Origin of the sequence: Streptomyces sp. NPDC091416 (genome assembly GCF_044756845.1) — a bacterium.
GTDB lineage: Bacteria > Actinomycetota > Actinomycetes > Streptomycetales > Streptomycetaceae > Streptomyces.
Map to the genome: position 1 here is coordinate 462,201 of NZ_JBIVTU010000008.1, position 26,328 is coordinate 488,528.

At 72.5% G+C, this 26,328-nt stretch carries 23 protein-coding genes and 1 pseudogene; 9 read left to right on the forward strand and 15 right to left on the reverse strand.

The annotated features are described in order from the left end of the window. Positions 1-23: 23 nt before the first annotated feature. On the reverse strand, positions 24-944 hold the full coding sequence (locus ACIQMX_RS25410) for an RNA polymerase sigma-70 factor (RefSeq protein WP_363070631.1): 921 nt from the start codon (positions 942-944) through the stop codon (positions 24-26). A 197-nt stretch (positions 945-1,141) separates the two neighbouring features. Here ACIQMX_RS25410 and ACIQMX_RS25415 point away from each other — a divergent pair, with 197 nt between their 5' ends. Then, a complete protein-coding gene (locus ACIQMX_RS25415) occupies positions 1,142-1,627 on the forward strand; it encodes a carboxymuconolactone decarboxylase family protein (protein WP_363070918.1) in 486 nt (161 codons plus the stop codon). Positions 1,628-1,717: 90 nt separating this feature from the next. Here the strand turns inward: ACIQMX_RS25415 and ACIQMX_RS25420 are convergent, their stop codons facing one another. From ACIQMX_RS25420 to ACIQMX_RS25455, 8 genes are all read right to left on the reverse strand, one after another. Beyond that, entirely contained in the window at positions 1,718-3,199 is a 1,482-nt protein-coding gene (locus tag ACIQMX_RS25420) for an FAD-dependent oxidoreductase (RefSeq protein WP_402481367.1), read from the reverse strand. Continuing rightward, complete coding sequence (locus tag ACIQMX_RS25425) at positions 3,196-4,113, reverse strand: VOC family protein (RefSeq protein ID WP_363070627.1); 918 nt, start codon at positions 4,111-4,113, stop codon at positions 3,196-3,198. The genes ACIQMX_RS25420 and ACIQMX_RS25425 overlap by 4 nt, the downstream gene beginning before the upstream one ends. A gap of 41 nt (positions 4,114-4,154) precedes the next feature. Next, on the reverse strand, positions 4,155-5,339 hold the full coding sequence (locus tag ACIQMX_RS25430; RefSeq protein ID WP_402481370.1) for an acyl-CoA dehydrogenase family protein: 1,185 nt from the start codon (positions 5,337-5,339) through the stop codon (positions 4,155-4,157). An 8-nt stretch (positions 5,340-5,347) separates the two neighbouring features. Then, complete coding sequence (gene dmpG, locus ACIQMX_RS25435) at positions 5,348-6,403, reverse strand: 4-hydroxy-2-oxovalerate aldolase (RefSeq protein WP_402481373.1); 1,056 nt, start codon at positions 6,401-6,403, stop codon at positions 5,348-5,350. Positions 6,404-6,431: 28 nt separating this feature from the next. Then, positions 6,432-7,286: an acetaldehyde dehydrogenase (acetylating) gene (locus tag ACIQMX_RS25440; RefSeq protein ID WP_402481429.1), complete on the reverse strand. Its 855-nt coding sequence runs from the start codon at positions 7,284-7,286 to the stop codon at positions 6,432-6,434. 110 nt (positions 7,287-7,396) lie between these two features. After that, complete coding sequence (locus ACIQMX_RS25445) at positions 7,397-8,434, reverse strand: 2Fe-2S iron-sulfur cluster-binding protein (RefSeq protein WP_402481375.1); 1,038 nt, start codon at positions 8,432-8,434, stop codon at positions 7,397-7,399. Further along, positions 8,431-10,128 (reverse strand): FAD-binding protein, encoded by a 1,698-nt coding sequence (locus tag ACIQMX_RS25450; protein WP_402481377.1) that lies wholly within the window; start codon positions 10,126-10,128, stop codon positions 8,431-8,433. The genes ACIQMX_RS25445 and ACIQMX_RS25450 overlap by 4 nt, the downstream gene beginning before the upstream one ends. Then, a complete protein-coding gene (locus ACIQMX_RS25455; RefSeq protein ID WP_402481380.1) occupies positions 10,125-10,994 on the reverse strand; it encodes an alpha/beta fold hydrolase in 870 nt (289 codons plus the stop codon). Before ACIQMX_RS25455 ends, ACIQMX_RS25450 begins: the two co-directional genes overlap by 4 nt. 314 nt (positions 10,995-11,308) lie before the next feature. Between ACIQMX_RS25455 and ACIQMX_RS25460 the strand changes: the two genes are divergently transcribed. Beyond that, a complete protein-coding gene (locus ACIQMX_RS25460) occupies positions 11,309-11,872 on the forward strand; it encodes a flavin reductase family protein (RefSeq protein WP_363070613.1) in 564 nt (187 codons plus the stop codon). 149 nt (positions 11,873-12,021) lie between these two features. Here ACIQMX_RS25460 and ACIQMX_RS25465 read toward each other — a convergent pair whose 3' ends face one another. Beyond that, positions 12,022-13,167, reverse strand: coding sequence for a hypothetical protein (locus ACIQMX_RS25465; protein WP_402481384.1), 1,146 nt, complete (start codon positions 13,165-13,167; stop codon positions 12,022-12,024). Positions 13,168-13,296: 129 nt separating this feature from the next. Beyond that, positions 13,297-14,127, reverse strand: a complete 831-nt coding sequence (locus tag ACIQMX_RS25470) for an IclR family transcriptional regulator (protein ID WP_363070916.1) — start codon at positions 14,125-14,127, stop codon at positions 13,297-13,299. Positions 14,128-14,379: 252 nt separating this feature from the next. Here ACIQMX_RS25470 and ACIQMX_RS25475 point away from each other — a divergent pair, with 252 nt between their 5' ends. From ACIQMX_RS25475 to ACIQMX_RS25490, 4 genes are all read left to right on the forward strand, one after another. Then, positions 14,380-14,988 (forward strand): TetR family transcriptional regulator, encoded by a 609-nt coding sequence (locus ACIQMX_RS25475; protein ID WP_363070609.1) that lies wholly within the window; start codon positions 14,380-14,382, stop codon positions 14,986-14,988. Positions 14,989-15,063: 75 nt separating this feature from the next. After that, positions 15,064-16,671, forward strand: a complete 1,608-nt coding sequence (locus tag ACIQMX_RS25480) for an MDR family MFS transporter (RefSeq protein ID WP_363070607.1) — start codon at positions 15,064-15,066, stop codon at positions 16,669-16,671. A gap of 177 nt (positions 16,672-16,848) precedes the next feature. Further along, positions 16,849-19,038 (forward strand): prolyl oligopeptidase family serine peptidase, encoded by a 2,190-nt coding sequence (locus ACIQMX_RS25485; RefSeq protein WP_402481386.1) that lies wholly within the window; start codon positions 16,849-16,851, stop codon positions 19,036-19,038. A 74-nt stretch (positions 19,039-19,112) separates the two neighbouring features. Continuing rightward, positions 19,113-19,568: a Rieske (2Fe-2S) protein gene (locus tag ACIQMX_RS25490; RefSeq protein ID WP_402481389.1), complete on the forward strand. Its 456-nt coding sequence runs from the start codon at positions 19,113-19,115 to the stop codon at positions 19,566-19,568. Between the two features lie 21 nt (positions 19,569-19,589). Here ACIQMX_RS25490 and ACIQMX_RS25495 read toward each other — a convergent pair whose 3' ends face one another. Beyond that, positions 19,590-20,240, reverse strand: a complete 651-nt coding sequence (locus ACIQMX_RS25495; protein WP_363078592.1) for a cysteine hydrolase — start codon at positions 20,238-20,240, stop codon at positions 19,590-19,592. 112 nt (positions 20,241-20,352) lie between these two features. Here ACIQMX_RS25495 and ACIQMX_RS25500 point away from each other — a divergent pair, with 112 nt between their 5' ends. Then, entirely contained in the window at positions 20,353-20,820 is a 468-nt protein-coding gene (locus ACIQMX_RS25500; protein ID WP_402481392.1) for a pyridoxamine 5'-phosphate oxidase family protein, read from the forward strand. Positions 20,821-20,830: 10 nt separating this feature from the next. Here ACIQMX_RS25500 and ACIQMX_RS25505 read toward each other — a convergent pair whose 3' ends face one another. Continuing rightward, a complete protein-coding gene (locus tag ACIQMX_RS25505; protein WP_402481394.1) occupies positions 20,831-21,751 on the reverse strand; it encodes a LysR family transcriptional regulator in 921 nt (306 codons plus the stop codon). A gap of 74 nt (positions 21,752-21,825) precedes the next feature. Here ACIQMX_RS25505 and ACIQMX_RS25510 point away from each other — a divergent pair, with 74 nt between their 5' ends. Next, positions 21,826-22,854 carry a DMT family transporter gene (locus ACIQMX_RS25510; protein ID WP_402481396.1) on the forward strand — a complete coding sequence of 343 codons (1,029 nt, stop codon included), beginning with the start codon at positions 21,826-21,828 and terminating at the stop codon, positions 22,852-22,854. 110 nt (positions 22,855-22,964) lie between these two features. Here ACIQMX_RS25510 and ACIQMX_RS25515 read toward each other — a convergent pair whose 3' ends face one another. After that, entirely contained in the window at positions 22,965-24,296 is a 1,332-nt protein-coding gene (locus ACIQMX_RS25515; RefSeq protein WP_402481399.1) for an aminotransferase class I/II-fold pyridoxal phosphate-dependent enzyme, read from the reverse strand. A 35-nt stretch (positions 24,297-24,331) separates the two neighbouring features. Here ACIQMX_RS25515 and ACIQMX_RS25520 point away from each other — a divergent pair, with 35 nt between their 5' ends. Further along, a complete protein-coding gene (locus tag ACIQMX_RS25520) occupies positions 24,332-25,027 on the forward strand; it encodes a pyridoxamine 5'-phosphate oxidase family protein (protein WP_402481433.1) in 696 nt (231 codons plus the stop codon). A gap of 58 nt (positions 25,028-25,085) precedes the next feature. On the opposite strand, the pseudogene ACIQMX_RS25525 reads toward ACIQMX_RS25520, so the two are convergent. Beyond that, positions 25,086-26,019, reverse strand: a pseudogene (locus ACIQMX_RS25525) (DMT family transporter). Between the last annotated feature and the right edge of the window lie 309 nt (positions 26,020-26,328).

The following is a 26,328-nucleotide window of genomic DNA, read 5'->3' on the forward strand; positions in this document are numbered from 1 at the left end:
GTCGCTCTCGCGCCTGTGCGGGCTCAGCGGACCACAGGGGTCTCCCGCTCGACGCGTGACAGCTTCTCCGGGTTGCGTACGGCGTAGAGCCCGGCGATGAGGCCGCCTTCCAGGCGTACCGCCAGGACGGTGTCGATCGCACCGCCCGTGCGCACGATCAGCGCCGGGTGGCCGTTGACCTCGGCCGGCCGCATCTCCGCCGCGCCGATCCTGCGGAGTACGTCGGCCACCGAGCGTGCACCCACGACGGGCTCCAGGGCGGCCCGGACGACTCCGCCGCCGTCGGTCAGCAGTACGACGTCGGGGGCGATCATGTCGAGCAGACGCTGCAGGTCGCCCGTGGCGACCGCCTGCTGGAAGGCCGCGAGCACACCGCGGGCCCGGGCCGGCGGGACGGTCTCGCGCGGCCGGCGCGCCGCGACGTGGGCCCGTGCCCGGTGGGCGATCTGCCGAACCGCGGCAGCGGACTTGTCGACGGCCTGCGCGATCTCCTCGTAGCCGAGGTCGAATACCTCGCGCAGGACGAACACCGCCCGTTCGGTCGGCGCGAGCGTCTCCAGTACCAGCAGCATCGCCATGGACACGCTGTCCGCAAGCTCGACGTCCTCGGCGACATCGGGCGCGGTGAGCAGGGGTTCGGGCAGCCAGGGGCCGACGTAGGTCTCCTTGCGCCGGCGCAGCGTACGCAGCCGGGTCAACGCCTGGCGTGTGGTGATGCGGACCAGAAAGGCGCGCGGTTCCCGCACCGTCGCCCGGTCGACGCCCGCCCAGCGCAGCCAGGTCTCCTGGAGGACGTCCTCGGCGTCGGCGGCCGAGCCGAGCATCTCGTAAGCGACGGTGAAGAGCAGGTTGCGGTGGGCGACGAACGCCTCGGTGGCCGCGTCCGTTCGCGCCGTTCGCGGGCCGCCGCCCGCCCCGGCCGCCCGCCCCGTGTACTCGTCCATCGTCGGCCCCTGTCCGTCGTGTCCTTGCCGTGTCACGCACAAGTCGCCGCCGCCCGCGCTCCTGTGACAGGAAATCCGGGTGGCCCGCGTCACATCGCCGTCCTGTCACAGGGCCGGTGCGGCCGGCGACTCATGGGCATCAGCACGCCGCACGGACGAACCGCGTGGCACACGATCCCATGAGCGAGGACGCCGAGATGGAACCCCGTATGAACCTGTTCGAGAACGAGACCGGTGCCAGGATCGGCAAGCGGATCTTCGCCGTCAGCCAGCTGATCCAGGCATCGGCGCTGCCGCGGTCCACCCAGGAGCTGGTGCAGTTGCGGGCCAGCCAGATCAACGGCTGCGGCTTCTGCGTCGACATCCACGGCAAGGACGCCGCGGCGGCGGGCGAGAGCGCGGCCCGGCTGAACCTGGTCGCCGCCTGGCGGCATTCCACGGTGTTCAGCGAGGCCGAGCGGGCCGCGCTGGCGCTGACCGAGGAGGGCACCCGCATCATCGACGGCTGCCAGGGGGTCTCGGACGAGACCTGGGCCCGGGTCCGCAAGCACTACGACGACGACCGGACCATCGCGCTGGTCTCGCTGATCGCCATGATCAACGCGACCAACCGGCTCGGCGTGATCCTCGGCAACCAGGGCGGGGCCTACGCCCCGGGCGATCTGGCCGCGGTCGCCGGCTGAGCACCGGCGCCCCGCCGGGGCCTGTCCTCTCCCGGCCGCAGAGCCGGGAGAGGACACCCGGGCAGCCGCGCGCAACCCCCCGCTCCGCGCTCAGCCGCCGGCGGCGGCAACACCCGCCCGCCGCCCGAAGAACGTCCCGTCGCCGAGTGACGTGCCACTGACGTACCCCTCGCCGTGGATGCCGGAGGCGGCCCGACCCGCGGCGTACAGCCCGGGCACCGGTTCACCGGACACGTCGAGCACCACCCCGTCCACGGTGGTGTGCAGCCCGCCGAGCGTGAACCCCGCGGCGCCCGTTCCGGCGCCCGCCGCGCCGGGCCGACCGCCCCGGTGGAAGCCGGCCCTCGGGTCGACCGCCGCGAACGGGCCCTTCAACGGCCTCAGCCAGCGCGGGTCCTTGTGGAAGTACGGGTCCCGGCCCTGCGCCGCATGCGTGTTGTACGTGCCGACCGTGGACTCCAGGGCGCCCTGCGGCATCTCGAGTTCGGTCTCCAGCTCCGCCAGGGTCTCCGTGACGAACCGGGGCACCACGCCCCAGCGCTCCGCCTCCGGAATCGACTCGTAGCCCTCCTCGTCGATGAGCACCCAGTAGGGGGCGGGCTGCGTCAGCACGGCGGCCGCGCTGAACAGGCCGGGGTACACGTCCTCGTTGATGAAGCGCTGCCCGTGGGCGTTGACCAGCATGCCCCGGGTGACCATCGCCGGAAGCGCGGTCAGCGCCAGCTCGACCACGCCCATCCGCCGGGTGGCGGCGCCGAGCGCGGCGGCCATCCGGATGCCGCTGCCGTCGTCGAGCCCGTCGCTGACCTTGTCGTGGCCGATGAGGTGCGGGGCGTGGTCGGCGAGCATCGCCTCGTTGTCCGCGAACCCGCCGGTGGTCAGCACCACGCCCTTGCGGGCCCGGAAGGCGAGGTCCCGGCCGTGACGGCGTGCCGTGACCCCGACGACCCGGCCGCTCCCGTCCACGATCAGTGCCGTGGCCAGGGTGTCGGCCTGCACGGCCGCCCCCGCGTCCTCGGCGGCGGCGACCAGCTTCTCCATCACCAGCCAGCCGCCGAAGGCCTCGGTCGCGCAGCGGTGACCGCGCGGCGCCGGGCGTGCGATCTCGTTGTAGGGCCAGGCGTTCTCGCCCAGCCACATCAGCCCGTCCCTGGTGGTGGGCATCCAGGTCGGCGCGGACCACAGGGCCGGCTCGAAGGTCAGCCCGCGGTCCACGAACCACTGGAAGTGCGCGACGCTGCCCTCGCAGTACAGGCGCAGCTTCTCCTGGTCGGCGTGCGGTCCGAGCGCGGCGTCGAGATAGGCGAACATGTCGTCCGCGCTGTCCTCGAAACCGCACGCCCGCTGCACCGGGGTCCCGCCGCCGAGATACAGCTCGCCGCCGGACAGCGCGGAGGACCCGCCGGGGCCGCCGGCGCGTTCCAGGACGAGGACCTCGGCGCCCGCCGCCGCGGCCTCGTACGCCGCGGCGGCTCCGGCGCATCCGAAGCCGACGACCAGCACGTCGCTCTCCGCGTCGTAGTGGCCGACGGTCGCGGCGGGCACCGGTGTCACCGGCCGGGTGGCCCTCATGTGGCCGTCCCTGGCGGGGTGAAGGCCGCCAGGGGTTCGGAGCCGGACCAGTCGTGGCCCCAGTAGCTGTCGGCGGTGATCTCCTCGGCGGTGTAGTGCGCCTCGTCGACGCGCATCCCGTCGTATCCGTACTCGACGTCCCAGCCGCCCGGCGCGCGCACGTAGAACGACACCATCTTGTCGTTGGTGTGCCGGCCCAGCGTCGAGGAGAGCGAGAAGCCCTGCCTTCCCACGTTGTCGAGGGCGCGGCCGACCGCGTCCAGGCTGTCGGCCTCGACCATGAGGTGCACGAGGCCGGGCGCTTCGCCGTGCGGTGCGGGGCAGACGGCGAGGCTGTGATGGCGTTCGTTGACCCCCATGAAACGCACCCGGCGCGGCGACCCGCCGCCGAGCCTCATCGAGCCGCGGGGCAGGAATCCGAGCACCTCGGTGTAGAAGGCGATCGTCTCGTCCGGGCTGGTGGTGGGCAGGACGATGTGTCCCATTCCCTGACCGCCGGTCACGAACCGCTGGCCGAGCGCGGTCACCACGGGGCTGTGGTCGAGGACGGGAGCGAAGAACACCTCGACGGGCACGCCCGCCGGGTCCTCGAACCTGATGCCCTGCTCGACGCCCCGGTCGTCCGCCTCCTCACGGCTGAGCGGCCGCACTCCCGTACCGGACGCCTCGACGGCACGGCCGACGGCGGCGAGGGCGAACTGGTCCCGCACCTCCCAGCCGACCGACAGCACCCGGTCGGTGTCGCCGGGCAGGACGGCGAGCCGGGAGCGGCGCTCGTCCATGCGCAGGTACAGGCCTTCGGGGTCCGGCCCCGATCCTTCGGCGAAGCCGAGGGCGTCCACGGTGAGTTCGCGCCAGCGCCCGATGTCGCTGGACTGGACCCGGAGATAGCCGAGTTGGCGGATCTGTGTCATGAGTGTTCCTCTCTGAACCGGTCAGCGGTCGGTCGAAGGAGTCAGATCATCGAGCGCATCGGGCCCTGCGGCGGCTCGACGCCGATCTCGGTGAGGGCCGAGGCGTGGAAGACGGATCCCGGCACGTGGATGGCGTGCGTGAGACCCACGTGCGCGTCGCGCCAGAAGCGCTGGATCGGGTTGTCCAGCCGCATCGCGTTGCCGCCGGACCGGGCGACGATCTCGTCGACCGCGCGAACGGCCCGCCAGGCCGCGGCCGCCTGGGTGCGCCGGCCGACGGCCCGGCGCCCGAAGCCGATCTCCTCGCCCGCGGCCACCGCGTCGTGGATCCGGCAGATGTTGTCCAGGAGCGCCGAACGGGCCGCCGCGATCTCGGCCGCCGCCTCGCTGATGGCGTACAGGACGTACGGGTCGTCCTTCACGGCCTGGCCGGTGATCTGCACCCGGCCGCGCTGGTAGTCGAGGTGGTGGGCGAGAGCGCCTTCGCAGATGCCGATCACGGCGGCGGTGATGCCGAGCGGGAACGCGGCCGAGAACGGCAGCCGGTATGCGGGGTTGGTCAGCCCGGCCTCGGCGGCCAGCGACCCGTCCACGACCTTGTTGTACTCGATGACGCGGTAGCCGGGCACGAAGGCGTCCTTGACGATGACGTCCTTGCTGCCGGTGCCGCGCAGCCCGACGACGTCCCAGGAGTCCTCGACGATCTCGTAGTCGGCGCGGGGCAGGATGACGTGCACGGACTGCGGGGGGTTGATCCGGTTTCCGTCGGCGTCGGCGAGGAAGCCGCCGAGGAAGATCCAGCGGCAGTGGTCGGTGCCGGAGGAGAACTGCCAGCGGCCGTTGAAGACGTACCCGCCGTCGACGGGCCGCAGGAGTCCCATCGGCGCGTACGGGGAGGCGATCCAGGTGTCGGGGTCCTCGCCCCAGATCTCCTCCTGGACGCGGGGGTCGGCCATCGCCATCTCCCACGGGTGGACGCCGACGACACCGGTGACCCAGCCGGTCGCCCCGTCCAGGGCGGCGATCCTCATGACCGTCTCGGCGAACTCGCGCGGATGCAGTTCGAGGCCGCCGTACGTCTTCGGCTGGAGCATGCGCATCGCCCCGACGTCCCGGAGAATCTTCGCGGCCTGGTCGTCGAGCCGGCCGAGCGCCTCGTTGGCGGGTCCGAGCGCGCGGATCTCGTCGGCGCGTGCCTCGACTGCTTCGAGTACGGGATTGGACATGGCGGTTCTCACTTCCCCGAGGAGTGCTGGGCGGTCCCGGAGCTGTTCTTCGCCGCGAGGGCGACCGCGATCTCGATGAGCTGGTCCTCCTGGCCCCCGACGAGCTTGCGGCGGCCCGCCTCCATGAGGATCTCGGCGCCGGAGACCTGGTAGGCGGCGGCCTGACGCGCGGCGTGCTTCAGGAAGCTGGAGTAGACGCCCGCGTACCCCATCGTCAGTGACAGCCGGTCGAGCAGGCATTCACCGTCCATGACGGGCCGGACCACGTCCTCGGCCGCGTCGATGATCTTCAGTACGTCGATGCCGGTACGGATCCCCAGCTTCTCGGCGACGGCCGCGAAGCCCTCGACGGGCGTGTTGCCCGCGCCCGCGCCGAAGCGGCGGGTGGACCCGTCGATCTGTGTGGCCCCGGCGCGGACGGCGAGGACCGAGTTGGCGACGCCGAGTCCGAGGTTCTCGTGGCCGTGGAAGCCGACCTGCGCGTCGTCGCCGAGCTCGGCGACCAGGGCGGCGATGCGGTCGCTGGTCTGCTCCATGATGAGGGCGCCGGCGGAGTCGACGACGTACACGCACTGGCAGCCCGCGTCCGCCATGATGCGGGCCTGCCGGGCCAGGTCCTCCGGCGGCCGGCTGTGCGACATCATCAGGAACCCGACGGTCTCCAGGCCCAGTTCGCGGGCGAGGCCGAAGTGCTGGACGGAGATGTCGGCCTCGGTGCAGTGGGTGGCGATCCGGCAGATCGCGGCGCCGTTTCCGGCGGCCTCGCGGATGTCGTCCTGGAGGCCGAGGCCGGGCAGCATCAGGAAGGCGATCTTCGCCCGGCGGGCGGTCTTCACCGCGGCCTTGATGAGCTCCTGCTCCGGGGTGTGGCTGAAGCCGTAGTTGAAGGAGGACCCGCCGAGGCCGTCGCCGTGCGTGACCTCGATGACGGGCACGCCCGCGTCGTCGAGGGCGCCGACGATGGAAGTGACGTGGTCGACGGTGAACTGGTGCTGCTTGGCGTGCGATCCGTCCCTGAGGGACGAGTCGGTGACCCGGATGTCCAGGTCGGAGCTGTAGGGCATGGCTCGTGTACTCCTCGGTGAGCGGCGGTCAGGCGCCGGTGCGGCGGGCGGTGATCCGCTGGGCGAAGCCCTCGCCGACCCTGGTGGCGGCGGCGGTCATGATGTCGAGGTTTCCGGAGTACGGCGGCAGGAAGTCGCCCGCGCCCTCCACCTCGATGAAGACCGCGACGCGGGCGAGGCCGCCGCTGACCGCGGTCGGCCGGTCGAACTGCGGCTCGGCGCGCAGCCGGTAGCCGGGTACGTACCCGGCCACCTCGGCGACGGTCTTCCGGATCGACGCCGTGACGGCGTCCTGGTCCGCATCGGCGGGGATGGCGCAGAAGACGGTGTCCTGCATCAGCATCGGCGGTTCGGCCGGGTTGAGGATGATGATCGCCTTGCCCCTGGCGGCGCCGCCGATCGTCTCGATGCCCCGGCCGGTGGTGAGGGTGAACTCGTCGATGTTGGCGCGGGTGCCGGGCCCGGCCGAGGGCGAGGCGACGCTCGCGACGATCTCCGCGTAGGCGACCTCGGTGATCCGGGAGACGGCGTGCACGATCGGGATGGTGGCCTGGCCGCCGCAGGTGATGAGGGAGACGTTCGGCGCGTCGAGGTGGTCGCCGAGGTTGACGGCCGGCACGACCGCCGGGCCGATCGCGGCGGGGGTCAGGTCGATGGCCTGGATGCCGAGTCCGGCGTACTTGGGGGCGTTGGCCCGGTGGACGTAGGCGGAGGTGGCCTCGAAGACCAGGTCCGGGCGCTCGTCACCGGCCAGCAGCGCGTCGACGCCGTCGGCGCTCGCGTGCAGTCCGTGGTCGGCGGCCCGCTTGAGGCCGGGGCTCTGTTCGTCGATGCCGATCATCCAGCGCGGCTCGATGTCGGGCGAGCGCAGGAGTTTGTACATCAGGTCGGTGCCGATATTGCCGGATCCGACGATCGCGGCGGTCGCCTTGGTCACGGTTCGAACCTCATCCGGGTCGAGTGGGAACGGAGAACGGGTGCGGGAGGGGCGGCTCAGCCGTCGTAGGTGGCCTTCAGCCGGTCGCTGAGCGGGCGGGCCTGGCAGGCGAGGATCAGACCGTCGGCGAGGTCCGCGGCGTCCAGGACCTCGTTGCGTTCCATCGCCACCTCGCCCTCGGTCAGGACACAGGCGCAGGCGCTGCAACTGCCCTCCCGGCAGGAGTACGGCGCGTCGAGTCCGGCGGCGAGCAGCACGTCGAGCAGGGGCTTGTTCCGGGGCCAGTCGACGGTGTGGCTCACCCCGTCCAGCTCCACCTCGGCCGTGCTGACGGGCCCGGCGGTGTCCGGCTCCGGTACGGGCTCGCGTTCCCCGAACGGGTCGCCGGTCAGTGAGGTGAAGCGCTCCACGGTGATCCGGCCGGGTGGCAGGCCCAGGTCCGTGAGCGCGCCGGCCGCCAGGTCCATGAACGGGCCGGGCCCGCAGACGAAGGCGGGCCGCCCGGCGTACGGGCGGGCCAGCCCGCGCAGACCGGATGCGGTGGGCCGGCCCTGGACGGACTCCAGCCAGTGCAGGACGGTGAGCCGGTCTCCGTACTCCCGCGCCAGGCCGTCCAGTTCGTCGCGGAAGATGACGGACTGCTCGTCACGGTTGGCGTAGAGGAGGGTGACCGCGCCGGTGCCCGCGTGCAGGGCTGAGGTGAGGATGGACATCACGGGGGTGATGCCGCTGCCCGCGGCCAGGAGCAGGAAGTCGCCGTCGAGCGAGTCCGGGGTGAAGGTGCCCGCGGGCCGCAGCACCTCCAGGGTGTCGCCCTCGGTGACGTGGTCGCAGATCCAGTGGGAGGCGTACCCGCCCGCCGTGCGCTTGACGGTCACCTTCAGTTGCTCGTCGCGCACCGGGGAACTGCACAGCGAATAACAGCGGGCGGCTCCGCCCGGGCGTTCGGACGGCACCCGGACGGTGAGGAACTGGCCGGGCCGGTACGTGAACCGGGCCCGCTCCCCGTCCGCCGGTTCCAGGACCAGCGAGTGCGCGTCGGCCGTCTCCCGGATCACCTCGACCACGCGCACGGTCAGCGACGCCGGGCTCATGGGGCGCCTCCGGCGGTCCCGGCCCCCGTGCGGGTGACGGCGGCCGCGTGCCGGGCCGCGAGGTAGCCGAACACGATGGCGGGGCCGATGGTGGCGCCGGGTCCGGCGTACTCGTTGCCCATGACGGCCGCGGAGGTGTTGCCGGTGGCGTACAGCCCGGCGACGGCCGAGCCGTCCTCGCGCAGCACCCGGCTGTTCTCGTCGCAGACGAGACCGCCCTTGGTGCCGAGGTCGCCGACCTCGATGCGGATCGCGTAGTAGGGGGCCCTGACGATCTCGTCGAGGTTGGGGTTCTTCATCGTCGGGTCGCCGTAGTAGCGGTCGTAGGCGCTGTCGCCGCGGCCGAAGTCGGTGTCCTTGCCGGTACGGGCGAAGCCGTTGAACCGTTCGACGGTCTCGGTGAGGGCGTCAGCCGGGACGTCGATGCTCCGGGCGAGGCCGGCGACGGTGTCCGCGCGGTGCACGGTGCCGTTCTCGTAGAACGCCTTGGGGAAGGGCATTCCGGGGAGGATCTGCGCGAACGGGTACCGGGCACGGGCCTTGGCGTCCATGACGAACCAGGCGGTGGTGTGCCCGCCTTCGAGCTGGTCGTGGACGAAGTTGACATAGGGGGACGACTCGTTGGTGAACCGCCTTCCGTCGGAGGAGACGATGACCGACGGCGGGATGCACCGCTCGGAGACCAGCGGGATCGTCGCCCCGGAGGGATGGTGCACGGACGGCATCCACCAGGCGTCGTCCATGAAGTCGAGCGCGGCGCCGAGTGCCCGGCCGGCGAGGATGCCGTCGCCGACGTTCTCGACGGCTCCGGCGCTGTGGTTGTCCCGGCCGCCCTCGGGCAGGTACTGCTCGCGCATCTCCCGGTTGTGGTCGAACCCGCCGGTGGCGAGGAGCACGCCGTGCCGGGCGCCGACGCGTACGGCCTTGCCGTCGCGGGTGACGACGACGCCGGTGACCGTGCCGTGTGCGTCGGTGACGAGTTCGGTCATCGGGCTGCGCAGCCACACCGGTACGCCGGCTTCCTTGAGCGCCATCCGCATCCGCGCCACGAGCGCCCGGCCCCCGGTCGCCATGTGGCGCCGGCGGACCATGTTGGACGAGACGCGCCAGGCGGCGATCACGGAGGCCCAGCGTCCGCGCCAGGTCCGCTTGACCATGGCGAGGTTCCGGTAGTCCTTGGCGGTGATCCAGAGTCCGAGAGGGCCCTTGAGGCTGTTGCGCCGCTGGTGCTTCTCGTCCTCGCCGAGCTTGCGGGTGTCGAAGGGCAGCGCCTCGACCGACCGGCCGAGCGGGCGGCCCCCGTCGTACTCGGGGTGGTAGTCGGCATAGCCCTTGACCCAGAAGAACCGCATCCAGCGGCTCTTCCCCAGCAGTTCCATCGCGGCGGGGCCCTGGTCGACGAAGGCGTCGAGGCGGGCGGCGGGGACCCGGTTCTCGGTGAGCAGGTCGAGGTAGCGGCGGACGGACGCGCGGCTGTCGTCGTGACCCTCGGCCTTCAGCGTGGGGTTGTTGGGGATCCAGATGCCGCCTCCGGAGATGCCGGTCGTCCCTCCGTACATCGCCCCCTTCTCGACGACGACGGTGCTCAGTCCGCTGTCGGCCGCGGTCAGCGCCGCGGCCATGCCGCCTCCGCCGCTGCCGACGACGACGAAGTCGAACTCCTCGTCCCAGGCTCCCCGGGCCGCGGCGCTCATGACGCGTCCTTGCGGGTGAGGAAGGCGAGGACCGCGCTCTCCCAGGCCGCCTTCTGTTCGATCATCACCCAGTGCCCGCAGTCCGGGAACACGTGCAGTTCCGCGTCCGGGATGGTGCGCATCGGCAGGATCGACATGTCGACGGGGCTCACCCGGTCGTCGCGGCCCCATGTGAGCAGGGTCTTCGCGCGGAGCCGGTGGAGCATGGCCCAGTAGGGCGCCTCGTCGGACGCGGCGGCCGCGGCGGACCGTGCCGCGAAGGCCTCGCTGCCGTACATCAGGCGGGCACTGGCGAGCGTGTCCGGGTCGGTGGCCTGCGCCCACCGCTCCTCGATGAGCTCCTCGGTCACCAGGGAACGGTCGTACACCATCGAGTTCAGCCAGCGGACCAGGCCCTCGCGCGACGGCGCGTCGGTGAACTCGGAGAGCAGCTTGATGCCTTCGCCGGGCCCGGGGCTGAACAGGTTCCGGCCGATGCCGCCGATCGTCACGAGGCGGCGCACCCGGTCGGGGTGGGCGAGCGCGAACTGCGTGCCGATGATGCCGCCCATCGAGTTGCCGATGATGTCCGCCTGCTGGATCCCGAGTCCGTCGAGGAACCGGGTGACGGAGGAGGCCGCCGTCGCCATGGGGTGGCCGTCGGCCGGGTCGCTGACCCCGAATCCGGGGAACTCCAGGACCAGGCAGCGGAAGTGCTCGGCGAACGTCCCGAGGTTGTGCCGGTAGTTGCGCCAGCCGGTGACACCGGGGCCGGAGCCGTGCAGGAGCAGCAGGGGCGGGCCCTGTCCTGCCTCGTGGTAGCGCAACACGCCGTGATCGGTGGCGAGTTCACGCAGTGTGGAGTCATGGCTCAGCGCCGTCATCATCCCTGCCTCGGTTGACCTCTGTGTCCGGTGGACCCGGTGGCCCGGTGGGCCGGCCCGGTGGTGGCTCCGGGCGGCCGTGGGTGCCGTGTGATCGGTTCCCGGACGGTAGCCACGGCGCGCCCGGCCCCGTGGCGGACGTCTCGGTCAGCGGGATGCGTTCGGCCTCGGGGGTGCGGGCGGCCCGCGGCAGCCCGGGGCCGGTGGCTGTTCCACTCATCGGGAACTGCGCCCCGCCTCTTCGGGCCGCCGCCTACGTTCGGCCCCCTGCCCGGCCCCGGGCACACCACCGCACCGTCCCCGTCGAGGTGAACCCGATGACCGCAGAGCCCCTGTCCGCGCCCGAGGCATGCGAGGAGACCGAGCCGACCCCCGCCCGGATGCGGCGCACCATGGGCACCTTCGCGTCCGGGGTCACGGTGGTGACGGGGACCGGCCGGGACGGGGTTCCCGCCGGCTTCGCGTGCCAGTCCTTCGCGTCGGTGTCACTGGAGCCGGCCCTGGTCCTGTTCTGCGCCGACCACCGGGGGCGGGCCTGGCCGAGGATCCGGGAGACGGGCCGGTTCACGGTGAACATCCTGACCGAGGAGCAGACCGATCTCTGCGGCCGGTTCGGTTCGAGCAGGGGCCGCAAGTTCGACGGGCTGGACTGGGAGGTCTCCCGCTGGGGAACCCCGTCCCTGCCCGGCGTCCTGACCCGGGTGCACGCCGATGTGCACGACGTCCACGGGGCGGGCGACCACGATGTGGTGGTGGGCCGGGTCCTGGCCCTGGAGACCGTGTCCGAGGGGCAGCCGATGCTCTTCTTCCGCGGCGGCTTCGGTGTCGGTAGCCCGGCCGCGCCGCCCGTTCCGTGGGCCTGGGGTGACCACTGGGGGTGAGTGCGGGCGAGGCCGGGTGTCGTGACCGCCGCCTCCGCCCGGCCGTTCCTCCCCCGGCGGGGCGGAGGCCGCGGTGACGGCGGACGTCGGCAGAGGAGGCGGCTCCGGCTCCGAGGGCCCGCACGACGACGCCGGCCCGGCTCGTCGCCCTACCGTTTCCGCCAGGTGTAGGGGGCGACCGCGGCGGGATCGGTGTCGGTTTCGGGCCAACGACGGCGCAGCAGGGCCGCCGTGGACCTGCACCAGGCAACCAGGTGGGGAAGTACCCGGCAGGTCTCGGCGGTGTGTGCCCCGGATTCCAGCAGGGCCACCATCTGGGTGCGGGAGTCGTCGCCGGGGCCGCGTGCGTCCAGCGTCCCGAGGCGGTCCACGCGCGCCATCACCCAGACCAGGGAGGCCGAGGCCAGACCGAAGCCGAACCGCTGGTCCTCCTCGGCCTCGGGGACCGTACGGGCCAGTGCCCGTCGAAACGCGGCGACCTGATCCGGCCCCGACACTCGCAGCCAGTTCGGGCCGGGCACGACGAAGCCGGTCGCGGCGGTGAGGGCATGGCGGAAGCCCGCACCCTCGAAGTCGATCAGCCGGCCGTCGTACCCCGGGCCGGTCAGGAAGTTGTGCGACTCGGTGTCGCCGTTGGTGAGAACGAGGAACGGGCCGGGATCGGCCAGCTCCGCCACGGCCGCCGCAAGATCGCGTTCCGCGGCGAGGGGCAACGGGACGCCGAACGCGGCGGCACGGGCGAGCCCGTGCCGCCAGATGCCCCCGTGGGCGTGCTCCCGGTCGCCGAGCCGGTCGGCGCGAGTGCCCAGGGCGGTGCGGCGGGCGTCGAACAGCGCGGCTCGGCCGGCGGATGCGGCGGCCAGCTCGCCCATCGAGGAGGCGAAGGCGGTGAGTTCGGCGTCCAGGGCGGGGCGGAGGCCGTCGCGGCGCAGTTGTCCGGCCAGTTCGGTGCGCGGGCGCAGGTCCTCCATGACGAGCAGGCGGGAGTCCGGCGAGGAGGCGTGCAGCCGTGGTGCGAGGGCAAGGCGGAGGTCGTCGGCGATGAAAGCGAGCGCCGCGCGCTCGCACCGCGCCAGCTCGTCGGCGGAGCGGAGGCCGTATCCCTCGGGACGGACGCGTTTCACGATGACCGTGCCCGGGAGTCCGGTGGTCTTGGCCAAGTGGGCGCGCAGCACCCAGGGATGGTGCTGCAGTGGTTCGAGGCGCTCGACGGTGGCCCGGGCGCCGGCGCAGGCCGTGAGCAGTTTCTCGATCCCGGCGGCAGCGGGAAGGGCACCGTCCGGAGGCGGGAGCATCAGGGGATCCTCGCACAACGGGGCCCGGATCACGCGCAGTCGCCCGCCGGGCAGCGAACCGCTGGACCCGAGTGGGCAGGCCCACGGCGGCACGGGCCGTATACGAAGCCCTCGTCCGCGGCCTACGGTCTACTGCCAGTCGCCGTACTGTCCCGCGGCAAGCAGGCGGTCCATGGCCTGCGGGGACCACGTCTCCTCCGGCACGGCGGCGGCCCGGCGCGCCGCCCTGACCGGCGCCTCGGCCTGGGGGAACAGCTCGCGTGACACCTGCCGCGCCGCGTCCACGACCAGGGGTGCCACCTTCTCCAGCGGGGACCAGGCGTCCCCCACCAGCGAGATCGCGGCGACCGGACCCTCGGGCCCCCGCACGGCGGCGGCGACGCAGGCGATGTCCGGGAAGCACTCGCCCCGCTCGAAGGCGAGGCCGTGGCGGCGCCGGATGCGGTTGAGTTCCTGGTGCAGGGTGCCGAGGTCGGCGATGGTGCGGTGCGTGAGGCGGCCGATGGACTCGGCGGCCCTGGCCTCGACGTCCTCCGGTTCGAGCCAGGCCAGCATGGCCTTGCCGAGCGCGGTCGAGTGGGCGGGGGCCCGACCGCCCACGCGGGAGGGCACGGCAGCGGCGAAGCGGCCGCCCACCTTGTCGAGGTAGTGGACCTCCGCTCCGTCCAGGACGGCCAGGTGGACCACCAGGCCGGTCCTGATCTGCAGGTCGTGCAGCCGGGCGGCCGCGGCCTCCCGGATCCTGCCGTGCGCGCCGTCCCCGCCGCCGAGGCCGAGGGCGCGGCGGCCGAGTCCGTAGCCGAGAGCGGTGTGCTCGAGCCAGCGCAGCCGTACCAGCTGGTCGAGAATCCGGTGCGCCGTCGACCTGGGCAACCGCGTGGAGCGGGCCACTTCCTCCAGCGAGAGCCGGGCCGCCCTGCCCTCGAAGACGTCCATGATCAGCGTCATGCGCTCGACCATCGACGGTGGCAGCTCGCGACGTACCGGTGCCTGCACATGGGGAGCGTCGTGGACAGCCGTCATGGGTGCCTCCAGCCACAGACTGAAATGAATTCTTGTTTTCCGGAATGTAACAGCGCCCCCCGAGCCCAGTGAAGAGATGCGCACCGCCTCTTTTCACCCGCATCCGCCCCGGAGGCCGCTCCACCGCCCCCGGACCGGGCACGGAAAAGAATTTTGCCCAGGGCGCAAAATTGCATAGCATGCACCTTCATGAGTGCCGACGACCACGCATCCCTCGGGCTGCGCGAACGCAAGAAGCGCGCGACACGCGACGCCCTTGCCGACATGGCACTGCGCATGGCCGCGGACCGCGGGATCGAGCACGTGACCGTGGAAGCGGTCACCGACGCGGTCGGCGTCTCCGTGCGTACGTTCTTCAACTACTTCCCGTGCCTGGAGGACGCGATCACCCGCCCCGGGCACGAGAACGCCGAACGGACCCGCCGGGCCGTGCTGAACGCGCCGGAGCACCTCACGGCGCTCGAAGCCCTCAGCGAGGCACTGGCCCAGGAACTCGCCCAGGTCGAGGAGGACCACGAACGCTGGGCTCTCCAGATGGCGGTGCTCAGGACGAGTCCCTCGCTGCTGCCGGGATTCCTGGCGGCCCGGGGCGCCGACGAACGCGCCCTGGTCGCCGTCCTGGCCGAGCGCCTGGGCCAGGACCCCGAGACCGATCTCCAGCCCCGCCTGCTCGCGCATGTGGCCATCGCCGCCGTGCGCGCCGCCGTCGAGGTGTGGGTGGCCTCCGGCCGCACCCGTACGTTCCAGAGCCTGTACCGCGAGGCGTTCGCCTCGCTGGCGACCGGCCTCAGGACCTGAGGGCCGGCACCGCTTCACGCTCCACAGAACCAGTCAGCACAGAACCAGTCACCAGAGAATGAGGAACGTCAGCCGATGACCGCTGCCGTCACACCCGAAGCCGGTACCGCCGGTGCGCCCGAGGGGGCCGCGCCCGGCATGACGCGCCGCCAGATACTCCAGGCCATGTCCGGCCTGATGGCGGGCATGTTCGTGGCCATCCTGGCCTCCACCGTGGTCTCCAACGCCCTGCCCAGGATCATCTCCGACCTGAACGGCAGCCAGTCCGCCTACACCTGGGTCGTCACGGCCGAACTCCTCGCCATGACGGCGACCGTCCCGATCTGGGGCAAGCTGTCCGACCTCTACGACAAGAAGCTGCTCATCCAGCTCTCGCTGTCGATGTTCGTCGTCGGTTCGCTCGTCGCCGGCTTCTCGCACAGCGTCGGTCTGCTCATCGTGAGCCGCGTCGTGCAGGGCATCGGCGCGGGCGGTCTCACCGCGCTCGCCCAGGTCGTGATGGCCGCGATCATCCCGCCGCGTGAACTCGGCCGCTACTCCGGCATCTTCGGCGCCGTGTTCGCCGTCGGCACGGTCGCGGGACCGCTCATCGGGGGCGTGCTCGTGGACACCTCCTGGCTGGGCTGGCGCTGGTGCTTCTTCATCGGGGTGCCGTTCGCGCTGCTGGCCATCGTGCTGCTCCAGCTGACCCTGAAACTTCCCACGGTCCGCCGGGAAGTGAAGATCGACTATCTCGGCGCCGTGCTCATCATGAGCGGCGTCAGCGCCCTGCTGCTGTGGGTGACCCTCGCGGGCAACCGGTTCGACTGGGCCTCGTGGCAGACCGCCGCGCTCGTCACCGGCGGAGTGGTCCTGCTGGCCACCGCGGTCCTGGTCGAGTCCAGGGTCCAGGAGCCGATCATCCCGCTGACCATCTTCCGCAACCGCACCGTGGCGCTGACGACGGTCGCGAGCCTCCTCGTCGGCGTCGCCATGTTCGGCGGCACGGTGTTCCTCTCGCAGTACTTCCAGATCTCGCTCGGCAAGACGCCCACCGTCGCGGGCCTGATGAGCCTTCCGATGATCCTCGGTCTGATGGTCTCCACGACCGTCGCCGGGCAGATCATCTCCGCCCGGGGCAAGTGGAAGGGCTTCCTGATCGCGGGCGGCATCATCATGACGGCGGGCATGGGCCTGCTGTCCACGATCGGCGCCGACTCCTCGTTCGGCATCCTCAGCCTCTACATGGTCGTGCTCGGCGTGGGCGTCGGCATGCTGATGCAGAACCTGGTGCTGGCCGCCCAGAACGACGTGCCCGCTTCGGAACTCGGCGCGGCCACCTCCGTGCTCTCGTTCTTCCGCAGCCTCGGCGGCGCGATCGGTACGAGTGCGCTCGGCGCGGTACTGGGCCACCGGGTGGCGCAGGAGATGGAGAAGGGCTTCGGCGGGGCCGCGGACAACGGCGGTGCCGGACACAGCGTTCCCGACCTCAGCACGCTCCCGGAACCGGCCCGACAGGTCGTCGAGCACGCGTACGGAGTCGCGACCGCCGACGTCTTCCTGATCGGCGCCCCGTTCGCGCTCCTCGCGCTGGTCGCCGTGCTGTTCATCAAGGAGAAGCCGCTCAAGACGCAGAGCGGCATGGAGCGGCTCGCGGAGGAGAGCGCCGCAGCGGCGAAGTCCGCCGCAGCCCCGACACACTGACCCCTCATCACCGGGTCACCGAGCCCCGCCTCGCACGCGCCTGCCGTGTGCGATGCGGGGCTCCGTCGCGTCGGGGCCGGAATGCGCAGGTCTCCGGCCCGGACGGAGCGGAGCCCGGCACCATGTGCGGACGGACCGGGAGGCATCGAGCGGATCTCCACCTGTCATGGTGTCGCCATGCATCCCTCCTTCCGCACGACCACCGGCACGCCCGCGCCCCCGCCCGCCACCGCTACCGCCACCGCTGCCGAACGCTTCCCGCTCCAGTTCGCCCGCACCCGGCGCTTCTCGCTCGGCGTGCCCCGGCAGTTCACCGTCTCCCCCGACGGCGAACGCGTGCTGTTCCTCCGGGGCACCTCGGGCACCGACCCGGTGAGCAGGCTCTGGCTGTACGAGGACGGTGCGGAGCGGCTCCTGGCCGATCCTCTGGGGCCCGGCTTCGCGGACGAGGCCCCGGGCGAGGCACCGCCCGAGGAACGGGACCGGCGGGAGAGGGACCGCGAGACCTCCTCGGGGGTGGTGTCCTACGCCACCGACGGCTCCGCGCGGCTGGTGGCCTTCGCGCTCCAGGGCGTCCTGTGGGTGCTGCGTACCGAGGACGGCGTCCCGCTCCGCATCACGACGCCCGGACCGGTCGTCGATCCGCGCCCCTCGCCCGACGGCTCGCTGATCGCGTACGTGTCCCGGGGCGCGCTGCGGACCGTACGGGCGGACGGAACCGGCGACCGCCCGCTGGCCGGGCCGGAGGGCGAGCACGTGACGTACGGGCTGTCCGACTACGTCTCACAGGAGTCGATCGGGCGTGCGCGCGGCTACTGGTGGTCTCCTCGCGGCGATGCTCTCCTGGTCGCCCGGGTGGACACGACGAGGGTGCGCAAGCGCTACATCGCCGATCCCGCGAACCCCGAACGACCGCCCCGCGCACGGGCCTATCCGGCCGCGGGCACGGCGAACGCCGAGGTGTCGCTGCACCTGATGCGCGTGTCCGGGGAGCGGACCGAGGTCCGCCTGCCCGCGGAGGCGGGCGAGGGACACCCCGAAGACGTGTGGACGGACCGGTCGTTCGAGTACGTCGTGGCAGCGGGCTGGGACGGACACGGGCCGCTCGTCACCGTACAGACACGGGACCAGCGGTCGGTGCACGTCCTGGAAGTGGCGGAGACGTCGGGCGCCACCCGCACCGTGCACCGGACGCACGACCCCGCCTGGGTCGCCCTGCGCCCGGGCACACCGCTGCGTCCGGCCTCCGGAGCGCTCGTGGTTCCCGCGCGGCCGGGCGGCGACACCCAGGGGCTGGACATCGGCGGCGCCACGACGCCGCCCGGCCTGGAGGTCCGCGAGGTGATCGGCACGGCGAACGGGCGGGTGTTCTTCACCGCGGGCGAGGAGCCGACCGAGATCCACGTCTGGTCGTACGCCGCCGGTGATCCCGGTGACGGTTTCGTACGGGTCAGCCGCGCACCCGGCGTGCACACGGCGGCCGTCGGAGGTCCCACCGTGGTCCTGGACAGCAGGACGCCGGACGGCCATACGGTGACGGTGCTGCGCGCCGGCGTACCGACCGGCTCCCTCGCGGTCCTGGCCGAGGAACCCCTCGTCACCCCGAGGCCGCTGGCACTGAGGCTGGGCGGGCGGGACCTGCGCAGCAGGCTCTACCTGCCCTCCTGGCACCGGCCGGGCGACGGCCCGCTGCCGGTGCTGCTCAGCCCCTACGCCGGACACGGCATGCAGGTCGTCCTGGAGGTGCGGGCCTGGTGGGTGGCGGTCGCCCAGTGGTTCGCCGAGCAGGGGTTCGCGGTGCTGGTCACCGACGGACGGGGCACTCCGGGACGTGGTGAGGCGTGGGAGAAGTCGGTGCACGGCGACCGCCTCACCGCCGTCCTGGAGGACCAGATCGACGCCTTGCACGCGGCGGCCGCCCGGCACCCGGACCTCGACCTGACCCGGGTGGCGATGCGCGGCTGGTCCTTCAGCGGGTACCTGGCGGCGGCGGCCGTCCTGCGGCACCCGGAGGTCTTCCACGCGGCGGTGGCGGGCGCGGCCCCCGCCGACCGGCGGCTCTACGACACCCATTGGGAGGAACGCTTCCTGGGACATCCGGACGTGCTGCCGGAGAACTACACGCGCAATTCGCTCCTGGACGAGGCGGGGACACTGACCCGGCCGCTCATGCTCGTGCACGGTCTTGCCGATGACAATGTGGCCGTGGCGCACACGCTGCGGCTCTCCGCAGCGCTCCTCGCGGCGGGCAGGCCGCACACGGTTCTGCCGCTGTCGGGCGCCGGCCACCTGGTCGGCCGGGATCAGACCGCGAGCAGCCTGTTGCTGCTGGAGCGGGACTTCCTGAGGAAGTCCCTGGGACTTTGAACACGGATCACCGGCCGCCCGTACACCTGGACGAAGCGTCGGATCCATGAACACCGCAGAGAGGGAGCGCCCGTATGAGCGCATCGCAGGACCACGAGGCCCGTATCGGGCGCCGGACCGTCGTCACAGCGGCCGGTGCCGTCTCGGTGGCCGCCGTACTGACCGCGTGCGGCAGCTCGAAGGAGTCGTCCGGTTCCGATGCCGTCAAGCAGACCAACGGCAGCGGGGCCGCCAGCGGGGGTGCCGTTCTCGCGAAGACCACCGACATCCCGGAGGGCGGCGGCACGATCTTCAAGGACGAGGGGGTCGTGGTCACACAGCCCACGTCCGGTGAGTTCAAGGCGTTCTCCTCGAAGTGCACGCACGCCGGATGCACCGTGTCGACGGTTTCCGACGGCACCATCAACTGCCCTTGCCACGGCAGCAAGTTCGACGTGGCGACGGGCGACGTCAAGGCGGGTCCCGCCACCACGCCGCTGCCCGCCACGGAGATCACGGTCGAGGGCGACTCCATCAGCCTGGCGTCCTAGCCCAGGCGCCCTGCCGCCTCCTCATTTCCTCTCCCCGGTCCGTCCGCTCAGCCAGCAGCCGAGGAGGTCGTCGGTCGTGGTCACGGTGGCGACCAGGGCGAGGGTGTTGCGGATCAGCGCGGGGGTGTAGTCGGCGGGCACCCCCGCGATGGCATCGGACGGCACCACCGCGGTGTAGCCGAGGTTCACCGCGTCGAAGACCGCGTTGGGTATGGCGACGTTCGCCGATACACCGGTGACGACCAGGGTCCGGCAGCCCAGGTTGCGGAGCAGCGCGTCCACGTCGGTGCCCGCGATCGGCGACAGCCCGTGCAGCCGGCGGACGACGAGGTCCGCCTCCGCCACCTCGATCGGCTCGGCGATCCGTACCGCCGTGCTGCCGGAGTGCTGCTGTACGGGAAGCCGGCCCGCGGCCCTGAAGAGGCGGGCGTTGCTGTTGGCGCCCCGGCCGTCCGGCCGGCGTTCGGCCACCGCGTGCAGGACCTGGACGCCCGCCTCATGGGCGGCGGAGACCAGCCGGGCGACGTTGTGCAGGGCCCCGGACGACCTGGCCTCCTTGGCCAGTTCGGGCAGTGCGCTGCCGGGGCCCACCACACCCTGCTGGCACTCCACCGTCAGCAGCACGGTGGTCGCGGGACCGGTCTGTTCGACTAGCTGTTCCCTGCTCGGCACGGCTGCCCCTCTCGACGACGGAACGGGCGCGCGAGGCTAACCTCCATTGCGCGATGAGGGAAGAGGCCCCATGATTCCTGACACGTAGTCAGCTAACAGGAGGGGGCTTCCCATGGCCGTCACTCAGCGGCGGGGCCGCCGGATCATGATGACGGACGAGGAGCGCGACGCCTACCTCGCCGAGCAGCGCACCTGCCGGGTCGCCACGGTCGGCGCGGACGGCCGGCCGCACGTCGGCGCGCTCTGGTTCTGCTGGGACGGCACCTCGCTCTGGCTCTACTCCATCACCCGGAGCCTGCGGTGGTCCCAGCTGCGCCACGACCCGAGGCTCTCGGTGGTCGTCGACGACGGAGCCGAGTACGGGGAGCTGCGCGGCATCGAGCTCTCGGGCGAGGCGGTCTTCGTCGGCGAGGCACCCCGCACCGGCGAGCCGTGCCCGGAACTCGCGGTTCCCGAGCGGCTGTTCGCGGCGAAGAACTTCGGCATGGAGACGATGCCGCACGACGGGCGGCACGCCTGGATAAGGCTCACGCCCGATGCCGTCACCTCCTGGGACTTCAGCAAGCTGGCCAATCCGTGAGCGCGGGACCTCAGGCGGTCCCCAACGGATCGTCCAGGTCCCGCCCCGCCTCCCGGAGCGCCGCGACCGCCGCCCTGATCGACGGGCGCCGGTCCGCGTCCGCCCGCCACACCGCGTGGACATGCCGTCGCATCTTCTGCCGCACCGGAACCAGCCGTACCCCGTCGGGCACCGGCCCGCGGCCCAGCCGGGGCGCCACACAGACACCCATTCCCGCAGCGATCAGGGCGAGTTGGGTGTGGTGTTCGCCGGCGAGGTGGGCGATGCGCGGTTCGATCCCCTTGGAGCGGAGGGTGAACATCAGCCAGTCGTAGCAGAATTCACCCTCCGGCCACGACACCCAGTCGTCATCGGCGAATTCCTCCAGGTCGACCTGGTCGCGCTCCGCGAGCGGATGGCCGGCCGGCATGGCGATGTCCGGTGCGTCGTCGAGCAGTTGCTCGCGGGCGAGACCGCCCGGTACCGGCAGCCGCTTGTTGCTCCAGTCCAGCACCACGGCGAGATCGATGTCGCCCCTGAGCACGGCACGGATCCCGTCCTCGGGTTCCAGCTCCAGCGTGCGGACCCGCAGTTCGGGATGGCCGGCGCGCAGGGCGAGGAGCGTCGACGGGAAGAGTCCGCGCGCGGCGGTGGGGAAGGCGCCCAGCCGGATCTCGCCCACCACCTCGCCCCGCTGGGCCTCGATGTCGGACTGGGCGAGCTCGACCTGCGAGAGGATCCGGGCCGCGTGGTCGGCGAGCAGCTGTCCCGCGTCGGTGAGCCGGATCCCCCGTCCGTTCCTGGCCAGCAGTTGCTGGCCCACCTCCCGCTCCAGTTTGGCCATCTGCTGCGAGACGGCGGACGTGGTGACGTGCAGCCCCTCGGCGGCACCGCTCACCGAACCGAGCCGGGCCAGGGCGTCCAGGGTGCGCAGCCGCTCCAGGTTCAACATGTAAGCAATGCTACGCGGACACTCGCACAAAGTCTCACTTGTGCTACGAGATTGCTTTCGTCATCGTTGACCTCATGAGCGCACCGCCCGCGCCGGGGACCCCGGGAACCACGCAGACCTCACCGGCGTCCCCTCTCGCCGATCCGGCGGGCCCTCCGGGCCGCCCCGCCCTGGACTGGCGGCTGCGCTTCGCCGCACTCTCGCTCATCTGGGGCTTCAGCTTCCTCCTGATCAAGGTCGGGACCCATGGCTACGCGCCGTTCCAGGTCACGCTCGGACGGCTCCTGTCGGGGACCGCGGTCCTGGCCGTGGCCATGGCGGTGAAGCGGGAGCGACTGCCGCGCTCCGCCCGCACCTGGGGCCACCTGGCCGTTGCCGCCTTCCTCCTCAACGCCCTGCCGTTCTCCCTGTTCGCCTACGCGGAACTGACCATCCCGTCGACCCTGGCCGGCATCTGCAACGCGACCTCACCGTTGTGGGGCATGGCGCTGTCCCTCGTGGCCCTGTCCGAGGACCGCCCGACCCGCCGCCGCGTCGCCGGGCTCGGGCTCGGCTTTCTCGGCGTGCTGACCGTGCTGGGCGCGTGGCAGGGCTTCTCGGGCCTGGACTTCAGCGGTACGGCGATGGCGCTGCTGGCCTCACTGAGCTATCCCGTCGGCTGGATCTACGTCCGGCGCACGCTGGCGGGCAGCGGTTCGTCCGCCCTCTCCCTCACCGGCAGCCAGCTCTTCCTCGGCACGGTCCAGCTCGCCCTGGTGACCCCGCTGTTCACCTCGGCGCCGAACGGCTTCCCGCTGTGGCCCACCCTGGCCGTGGTCGCCCTGGGTGCGCTGGGGACGGGGCTCGCCGTACTGCTCCAGTACGGTCTGGTCACCGAGGTCGGTCCGACGACCGCGCAGATGGTCACCTACTTCATCCCGGTGATCGCCACCGCCGCCGGGGTCGCCGTGCTCGGCGAACAGCTCAGCTGGAACACCCCGGTCGGCGCCCTCGTCGTCCTGGCGGGTGCGGCGCTGACCAGCAGCGGTCCCCGCGCCGGCGAAGCGCGGGCCCGGGGACCGCGACGCCGGAAGCGGCCCCCGGGGCTGTCCCGCAGTTCCTGACGGCACAGCCCCCAGTGCCGTGGCAGGCAACGTCTGCCCGTCGCGGCACTCGTGCCGCGTCAGCCGAGGTCCGCCCGGACGGGGCGGACCTTGTCCGGCGCGGCACTGGCTCATCCGTAGCTCAGCGGGGCGGCGGGCTCCGCCGCCGCGGCCACCGCGTCCGCGAGCGGTGCGATGTCGGCGTCGGTGAGCGGCGACACGGTGAGCCTGATCCCCTGGGGCGCCGTCATCCGGAAGCGGGCGCCGGGCGCCACCGCCCAGCCCTCGTGCAGCAGCCGCGCCACGGCTCCCGTCTCGTCGCTGACGGGCACCCACACGTTCATCCCGCTGCGTCCGTGCGCCTCGATGCCCCGGTCCTCCAGCGCCCGGACCAGTGCGTCCCGGCGGCGGGCGTACGAGCGGGCCACCTCACGGGGGCCGACCGCGCCCGTGGTCCACAGGTGCACCACCGCCCGCTGCAGCAGCCGGCTGACCCAGCCGGGCCCCAGCCGCTGCCGCCCGGAGACGCGGTCGGTGGTGACGGCGTCCCCGGTGAGCACCGCGACCCGCAGGTCGGGCCCGTACGCCTTGGCGACGGACCGGACGAACGCCCAGCGGTCCGTGGTACCGGCCAGGGGGTGCAGCGGCAGGTCGACGATGGCGTGCCCGTGGTCGTCCTCGATCAGCAGCACCCCGCGGTGTCCGGCGAGGACCGCCCGCAGTTCGGCCGCGCGCCCGGCGCCGATCGCCGCTCCGGTCGGATTCTGCGCCCGGTCGGTGATGACGACCGCACGCGCGCCCGCGCCGAGCGCCGCGTCGAGGGCGTCCGGCAGCGGGCCGTCGTCGTCGACGGCGACGGGGACCGGGCGCATGCCCAGCGCCGGAACGAGATCCAGCAGGCCGCCCCAGCCGGGGTCCTCGACCGCGACCGCGTCACCGGGCCTGAGGTGCGCGGCCAGCACTCTTTCGATCGCGTCCAGCGAGCCGGAGGTGGCGACCACCGGTCCGGCCGGAACGCCGTCCGCGTCGAACCCCGCGCGCGCCAGGGCGGCGAGCTCCGGATCCACGGGAACCTGCGCGTACATCCCCGGCGCCCGCGCGTACGCCTCGGTGACCGAGGCGAAGGCCTCCTCCAGCGCGGGCAGCAGCGCGGGGTCGGGGTTCCCCTGCCCCAGGTCCCGCACACCCGGCGGCGCCTCCACCCGCACCGACCCGCGTGCGGTGCTCGCCGGCCGCGGGCGGACCCTGCTGCCTCTGCGCCCGGCCGTCTCGATCACACCGCGCTCCCGCAGGGTGCGATAGGCGGCCGCGACCGTATTGGGGTTCACCCCCAGCCGGCTCGCCAACTCCCTCATGGGAGGCAGCACCTGTCCGGGCGCCAGCTCGCCCGAACCGACCGCCCGCTCCACACTGGCGGCAATATCCGATGCACGCCGCCCACTGATCCGATACTCTCCTAGCACAAAAATCAGTATGCACTAGTGCAATGGAGTACGCAATGCCGGAGACCGCACCCCAGCAGACCACGGCCCCGGACGCCTCGACCGCTTACGACGCGACCGGACGCACGATCCCGACCCGTTCCCGGGAGCGGGCCTCCTACGACCGGGAACAGGTCCACGCGATACTCGACGAGGCGTACGTCTGCCACCTCGGCTTCGTACGGGACGGCGCACCCGTCGTGCTTCCCACGCTCTTCGGCCGGGTCGGCGAGGTCCTCTACGTACACGGCTCGACCGGCTCCCGCCCGCTGAGGGCGGCGGGCGGGAGCGACGAGGGACTCGCCGTGTGCCTGACGGTGACGCATGTCGACGGGCTGGTGCTGGCCCGTTCCGCCTTCCACCACTCGCTCAACTACCGTTCCGTGGTCGTCCACGGCATCGCGCACACGGTGGCCGACCCCGAGGAGCGGCGCACCGCCCTCGACGCCATCGTGGAGCAGGTCGTGCCCGGGCGGTCCAAGGACTCCCGGCCCGCCGACGAGAAGGAGCTGGCGGCCACCGCCGTGATCCGGCTGGACCTGCGGGAGGTCTCCGCCAAGATCCGCACCGGTGGCCCGAACGACGGCGCACGCGATCTCGCACTCCCCCACTGGGCCGGCGTCGTCCCGCTCGCACCCGGGTACGCCACGCCGGTTCCCGCGGACGACCTCGACCCCTCGATCACCGTCCCGGAGTATCTGAAGGCGCTCTGACGGAGCCGCCGGGGGCGGGGCCGTGCGGCATCACGCCGCCGCCCCGCCGCCCGGTGGTTCACGCGGGGACGGCCGCCTCCCGGCGGGCGTTCGCGGCGCCGCGCGTCTCGGCGACGGCCAGTCCGACCACCGCCGTGAGCAGCAGCAGTGTCCCGGCGACCGTGGCCGGCGTGAGCCGCTCGTGGAGCACGACGACGGCGATGACCGCCGCGCTGACCGGTTCGAGCAGCATGATCACCGACACGGTGGCGGCCCGCACCACCGCGGCGCCCGCGAAGTACAGCGCGTAGGCGAGGGCGGTCGGGATCGCCGCGACGTACACGAGCAGGATCACCACCCGCGCCACGTGCCCGGTCTGCGGGACGAGGCCCTCACCGGCCGCCATCGGCAGCAGCGCGACCGCGGCGATTCCGAACGCCCAGGCGCTGGTGGCGAGCGCGTCGCCGCCACCGCCGTCCCGCCCGAGCCACCGGGTGAGCAGGGTGATGGCGGCGTAGCCCGCCGCGGAGAGCAGGGCCAGCGCGATCCCGGCGGGCCGCACCGTACCCGCATCGCCGCCGAGCACCAGGACGGCGAGACCGCACAGCGCTCCGGCGACCGCGGCGAGTCCGCCGGCGCCGAGCCGCTCCCCCATCGTCAGCCGGGCACCGACCGCGATGAGGACGGGGCCCGCACCGAGCGTGACCACGGTGCCGACCGCGAGGCCGGTGGCCTGGACGGCGGCGAAGTACGAGGTCTGGAACACGGTGAGGCCGATACCGGTACCGGCGATGCGCAGCAGGCGCCGCCGCCCGGCCAGGGCGCAGCGCGAGCGCGGCGAGCAGGAGCACGAGACCGCCCGCGCAGCGCCAGAACGACAGGGCGAGCGGGCCGATGTCGCTGGCCGCGAAGAGCAGCGAGGCGGCGGCACCGGCCGTGCCCCAGGCCACTCCGGCGATGATCAGATAGCACAGGCTCCGCCCGACGGGCAGGCCGAGAGCAGGGTTCGACACATGACTTCTCCAGGAAGGAACGGGGAGGTGGTCGCTCGGCTCCGCACGCGGGCAGCGACGAACCGCTCGGGGACTGCCCGAGCCCGGTCTTCGTCAGAGATGGCTGCCCGCATCCGGGCCTGTCCGGCGGATCAGGGCCGGACAGGCGCTAGCTTGATCTTTAACCTGTGCGGCGTGGACGTGGAGTCGTTGACTTCTTCGTTCGTCGCTTGGCGGAGCCTGGTTTGCCGACTGTGTGCACGTCATAGCGGGCAGTGGGCTGGTCGTTCTTGCGGCCGGGTGGGCGTCCTGGGCCGGGCCGGGCGGTTT

Excerpts from the sequence above, each read along its gene's own strand:
- ACIQMX_RS25460 (WP_363070613.1), top strand. The coding sequence starts at position 11,309 with ATGACCGCAGAGCCCCTGTCCGCGCCCGAGGCATGCGAGGAGACCGAG.
- ACIQMX_RS25520 (WP_402481433.1), top strand. The coding sequence starts at position 24,332 with ATGCCGGAGACCGCACCCCAGCAGACCACGGCCCCGGACGCCTCGACC.
- ACIQMX_RS25410 (WP_363070631.1), bottom strand. The coding sequence starts at position 944 with ATGGACGAGTACACGGGGCGGGCGGCCGGGGCGGGCGGCGGCCCGCGA.
- ACIQMX_RS25440 (WP_402481429.1), bottom strand. The coding sequence starts at position 7,286 with ATGTACAAACTCCTGCGCTCGCCCGACATCGAGCCGCGCTGGATGATC.
- ACIQMX_RS25420 (WP_402481367.1), bottom strand. The coding sequence starts at position 3,199 with ATGAGGGCCACCCGGCCGGTGACACCGGTGCCCGCCGCGACCGTCGGC.
- ACIQMX_RS25425 (WP_363070627.1), bottom strand. The coding sequence starts at position 4,113 with ATGACACAGATCCGCCAACTCGGCTATCTCCGGGTCCAGTCCAGCGAC.
- ACIQMX_RS25500 (WP_402481392.1), top strand. The coding sequence starts at position 20,353 with ATGGCCGTCACTCAGCGGCGGGGCCGCCGGATCATGATGACGGACGAG.
- ACIQMX_RS25510 (WP_402481396.1), top strand. The coding sequence starts at position 21,826 with ATGAGCGCACCGCCCGCGCCGGGGACCCCGGGAACCACGCAGACCTCA.
- ACIQMX_RS25430 (WP_402481370.1), bottom strand. The coding sequence starts at position 5,339 with ATGTCCAATCCCGTACTCGAAGCAGTCGAGGCACGCGCCGACGAGATC.
- ACIQMX_RS25465 (WP_402481384.1), bottom strand. The coding sequence starts at position 13,167 with ATGCTCCCGCCTCCGGACGGTGCCCTTCCCGCTGCCGCCGGGATCGAG.
- ACIQMX_RS25455 (WP_402481380.1), bottom strand. The coding sequence starts at position 10,994 with ATGATGACGGCGCTGAGCCATGACTCCACACTGCGTGAACTCGCCACC.
- ACIQMX_RS25505 (WP_402481394.1), bottom strand. The coding sequence starts at position 21,751 with ATGTTGAACCTGGAGCGGCTGCGCACCCTGGACGCCCTGGCCCGGCTC.
- ACIQMX_RS25480 (WP_363070607.1), top strand. The coding sequence starts at position 15,064 with ATGACCGCTGCCGTCACACCCGAAGCCGGTACCGCCGGTGCGCCCGAG.
- ACIQMX_RS25490 (WP_402481389.1), top strand. The coding sequence starts at position 19,113 with ATGAGCGCATCGCAGGACCACGAGGCCCGTATCGGGCGCCGGACCGTC.
- dmpG (WP_402481373.1), bottom strand. The coding sequence starts at position 6,403 with ATGCCCTACAGCTCCGACCTGGACATCCGGGTCACCGACTCGTCCCTC.
- ACIQMX_RS25475 (WP_363070609.1), top strand. The coding sequence starts at position 14,380 with ATGAGTGCCGACGACCACGCATCCCTCGGGCTGCGCGAACGCAAGAAG.
- ACIQMX_RS25445 (WP_402481375.1), bottom strand. The coding sequence starts at position 8,434 with ATGAGCCCGGCGTCGCTGACCGTGCGCGTGGTCGAGGTGATCCGGGAG.
- ACIQMX_RS25450 (WP_402481377.1), bottom strand. The coding sequence starts at position 10,128 with ATGAGCGCCGCGGCCCGGGGAGCCTGGGACGAGGAGTTCGACTTCGTC.
- ACIQMX_RS25485 (WP_402481386.1), top strand. The coding sequence starts at position 16,849 with ATGCATCCCTCCTTCCGCACGACCACCGGCACGCCCGCGCCCCCGCCC.
- ACIQMX_RS25470 (WP_363070916.1), bottom strand. The coding sequence starts at position 14,127 with ATGGTCGAGCGCATGACGCTGATCATGGACGTCTTCGAGGGCAGGGCG.
- ACIQMX_RS25415 (WP_363070918.1), top strand. The coding sequence starts at position 1,142 with ATGGAACCCCGTATGAACCTGTTCGAGAACGAGACCGGTGCCAGGATC.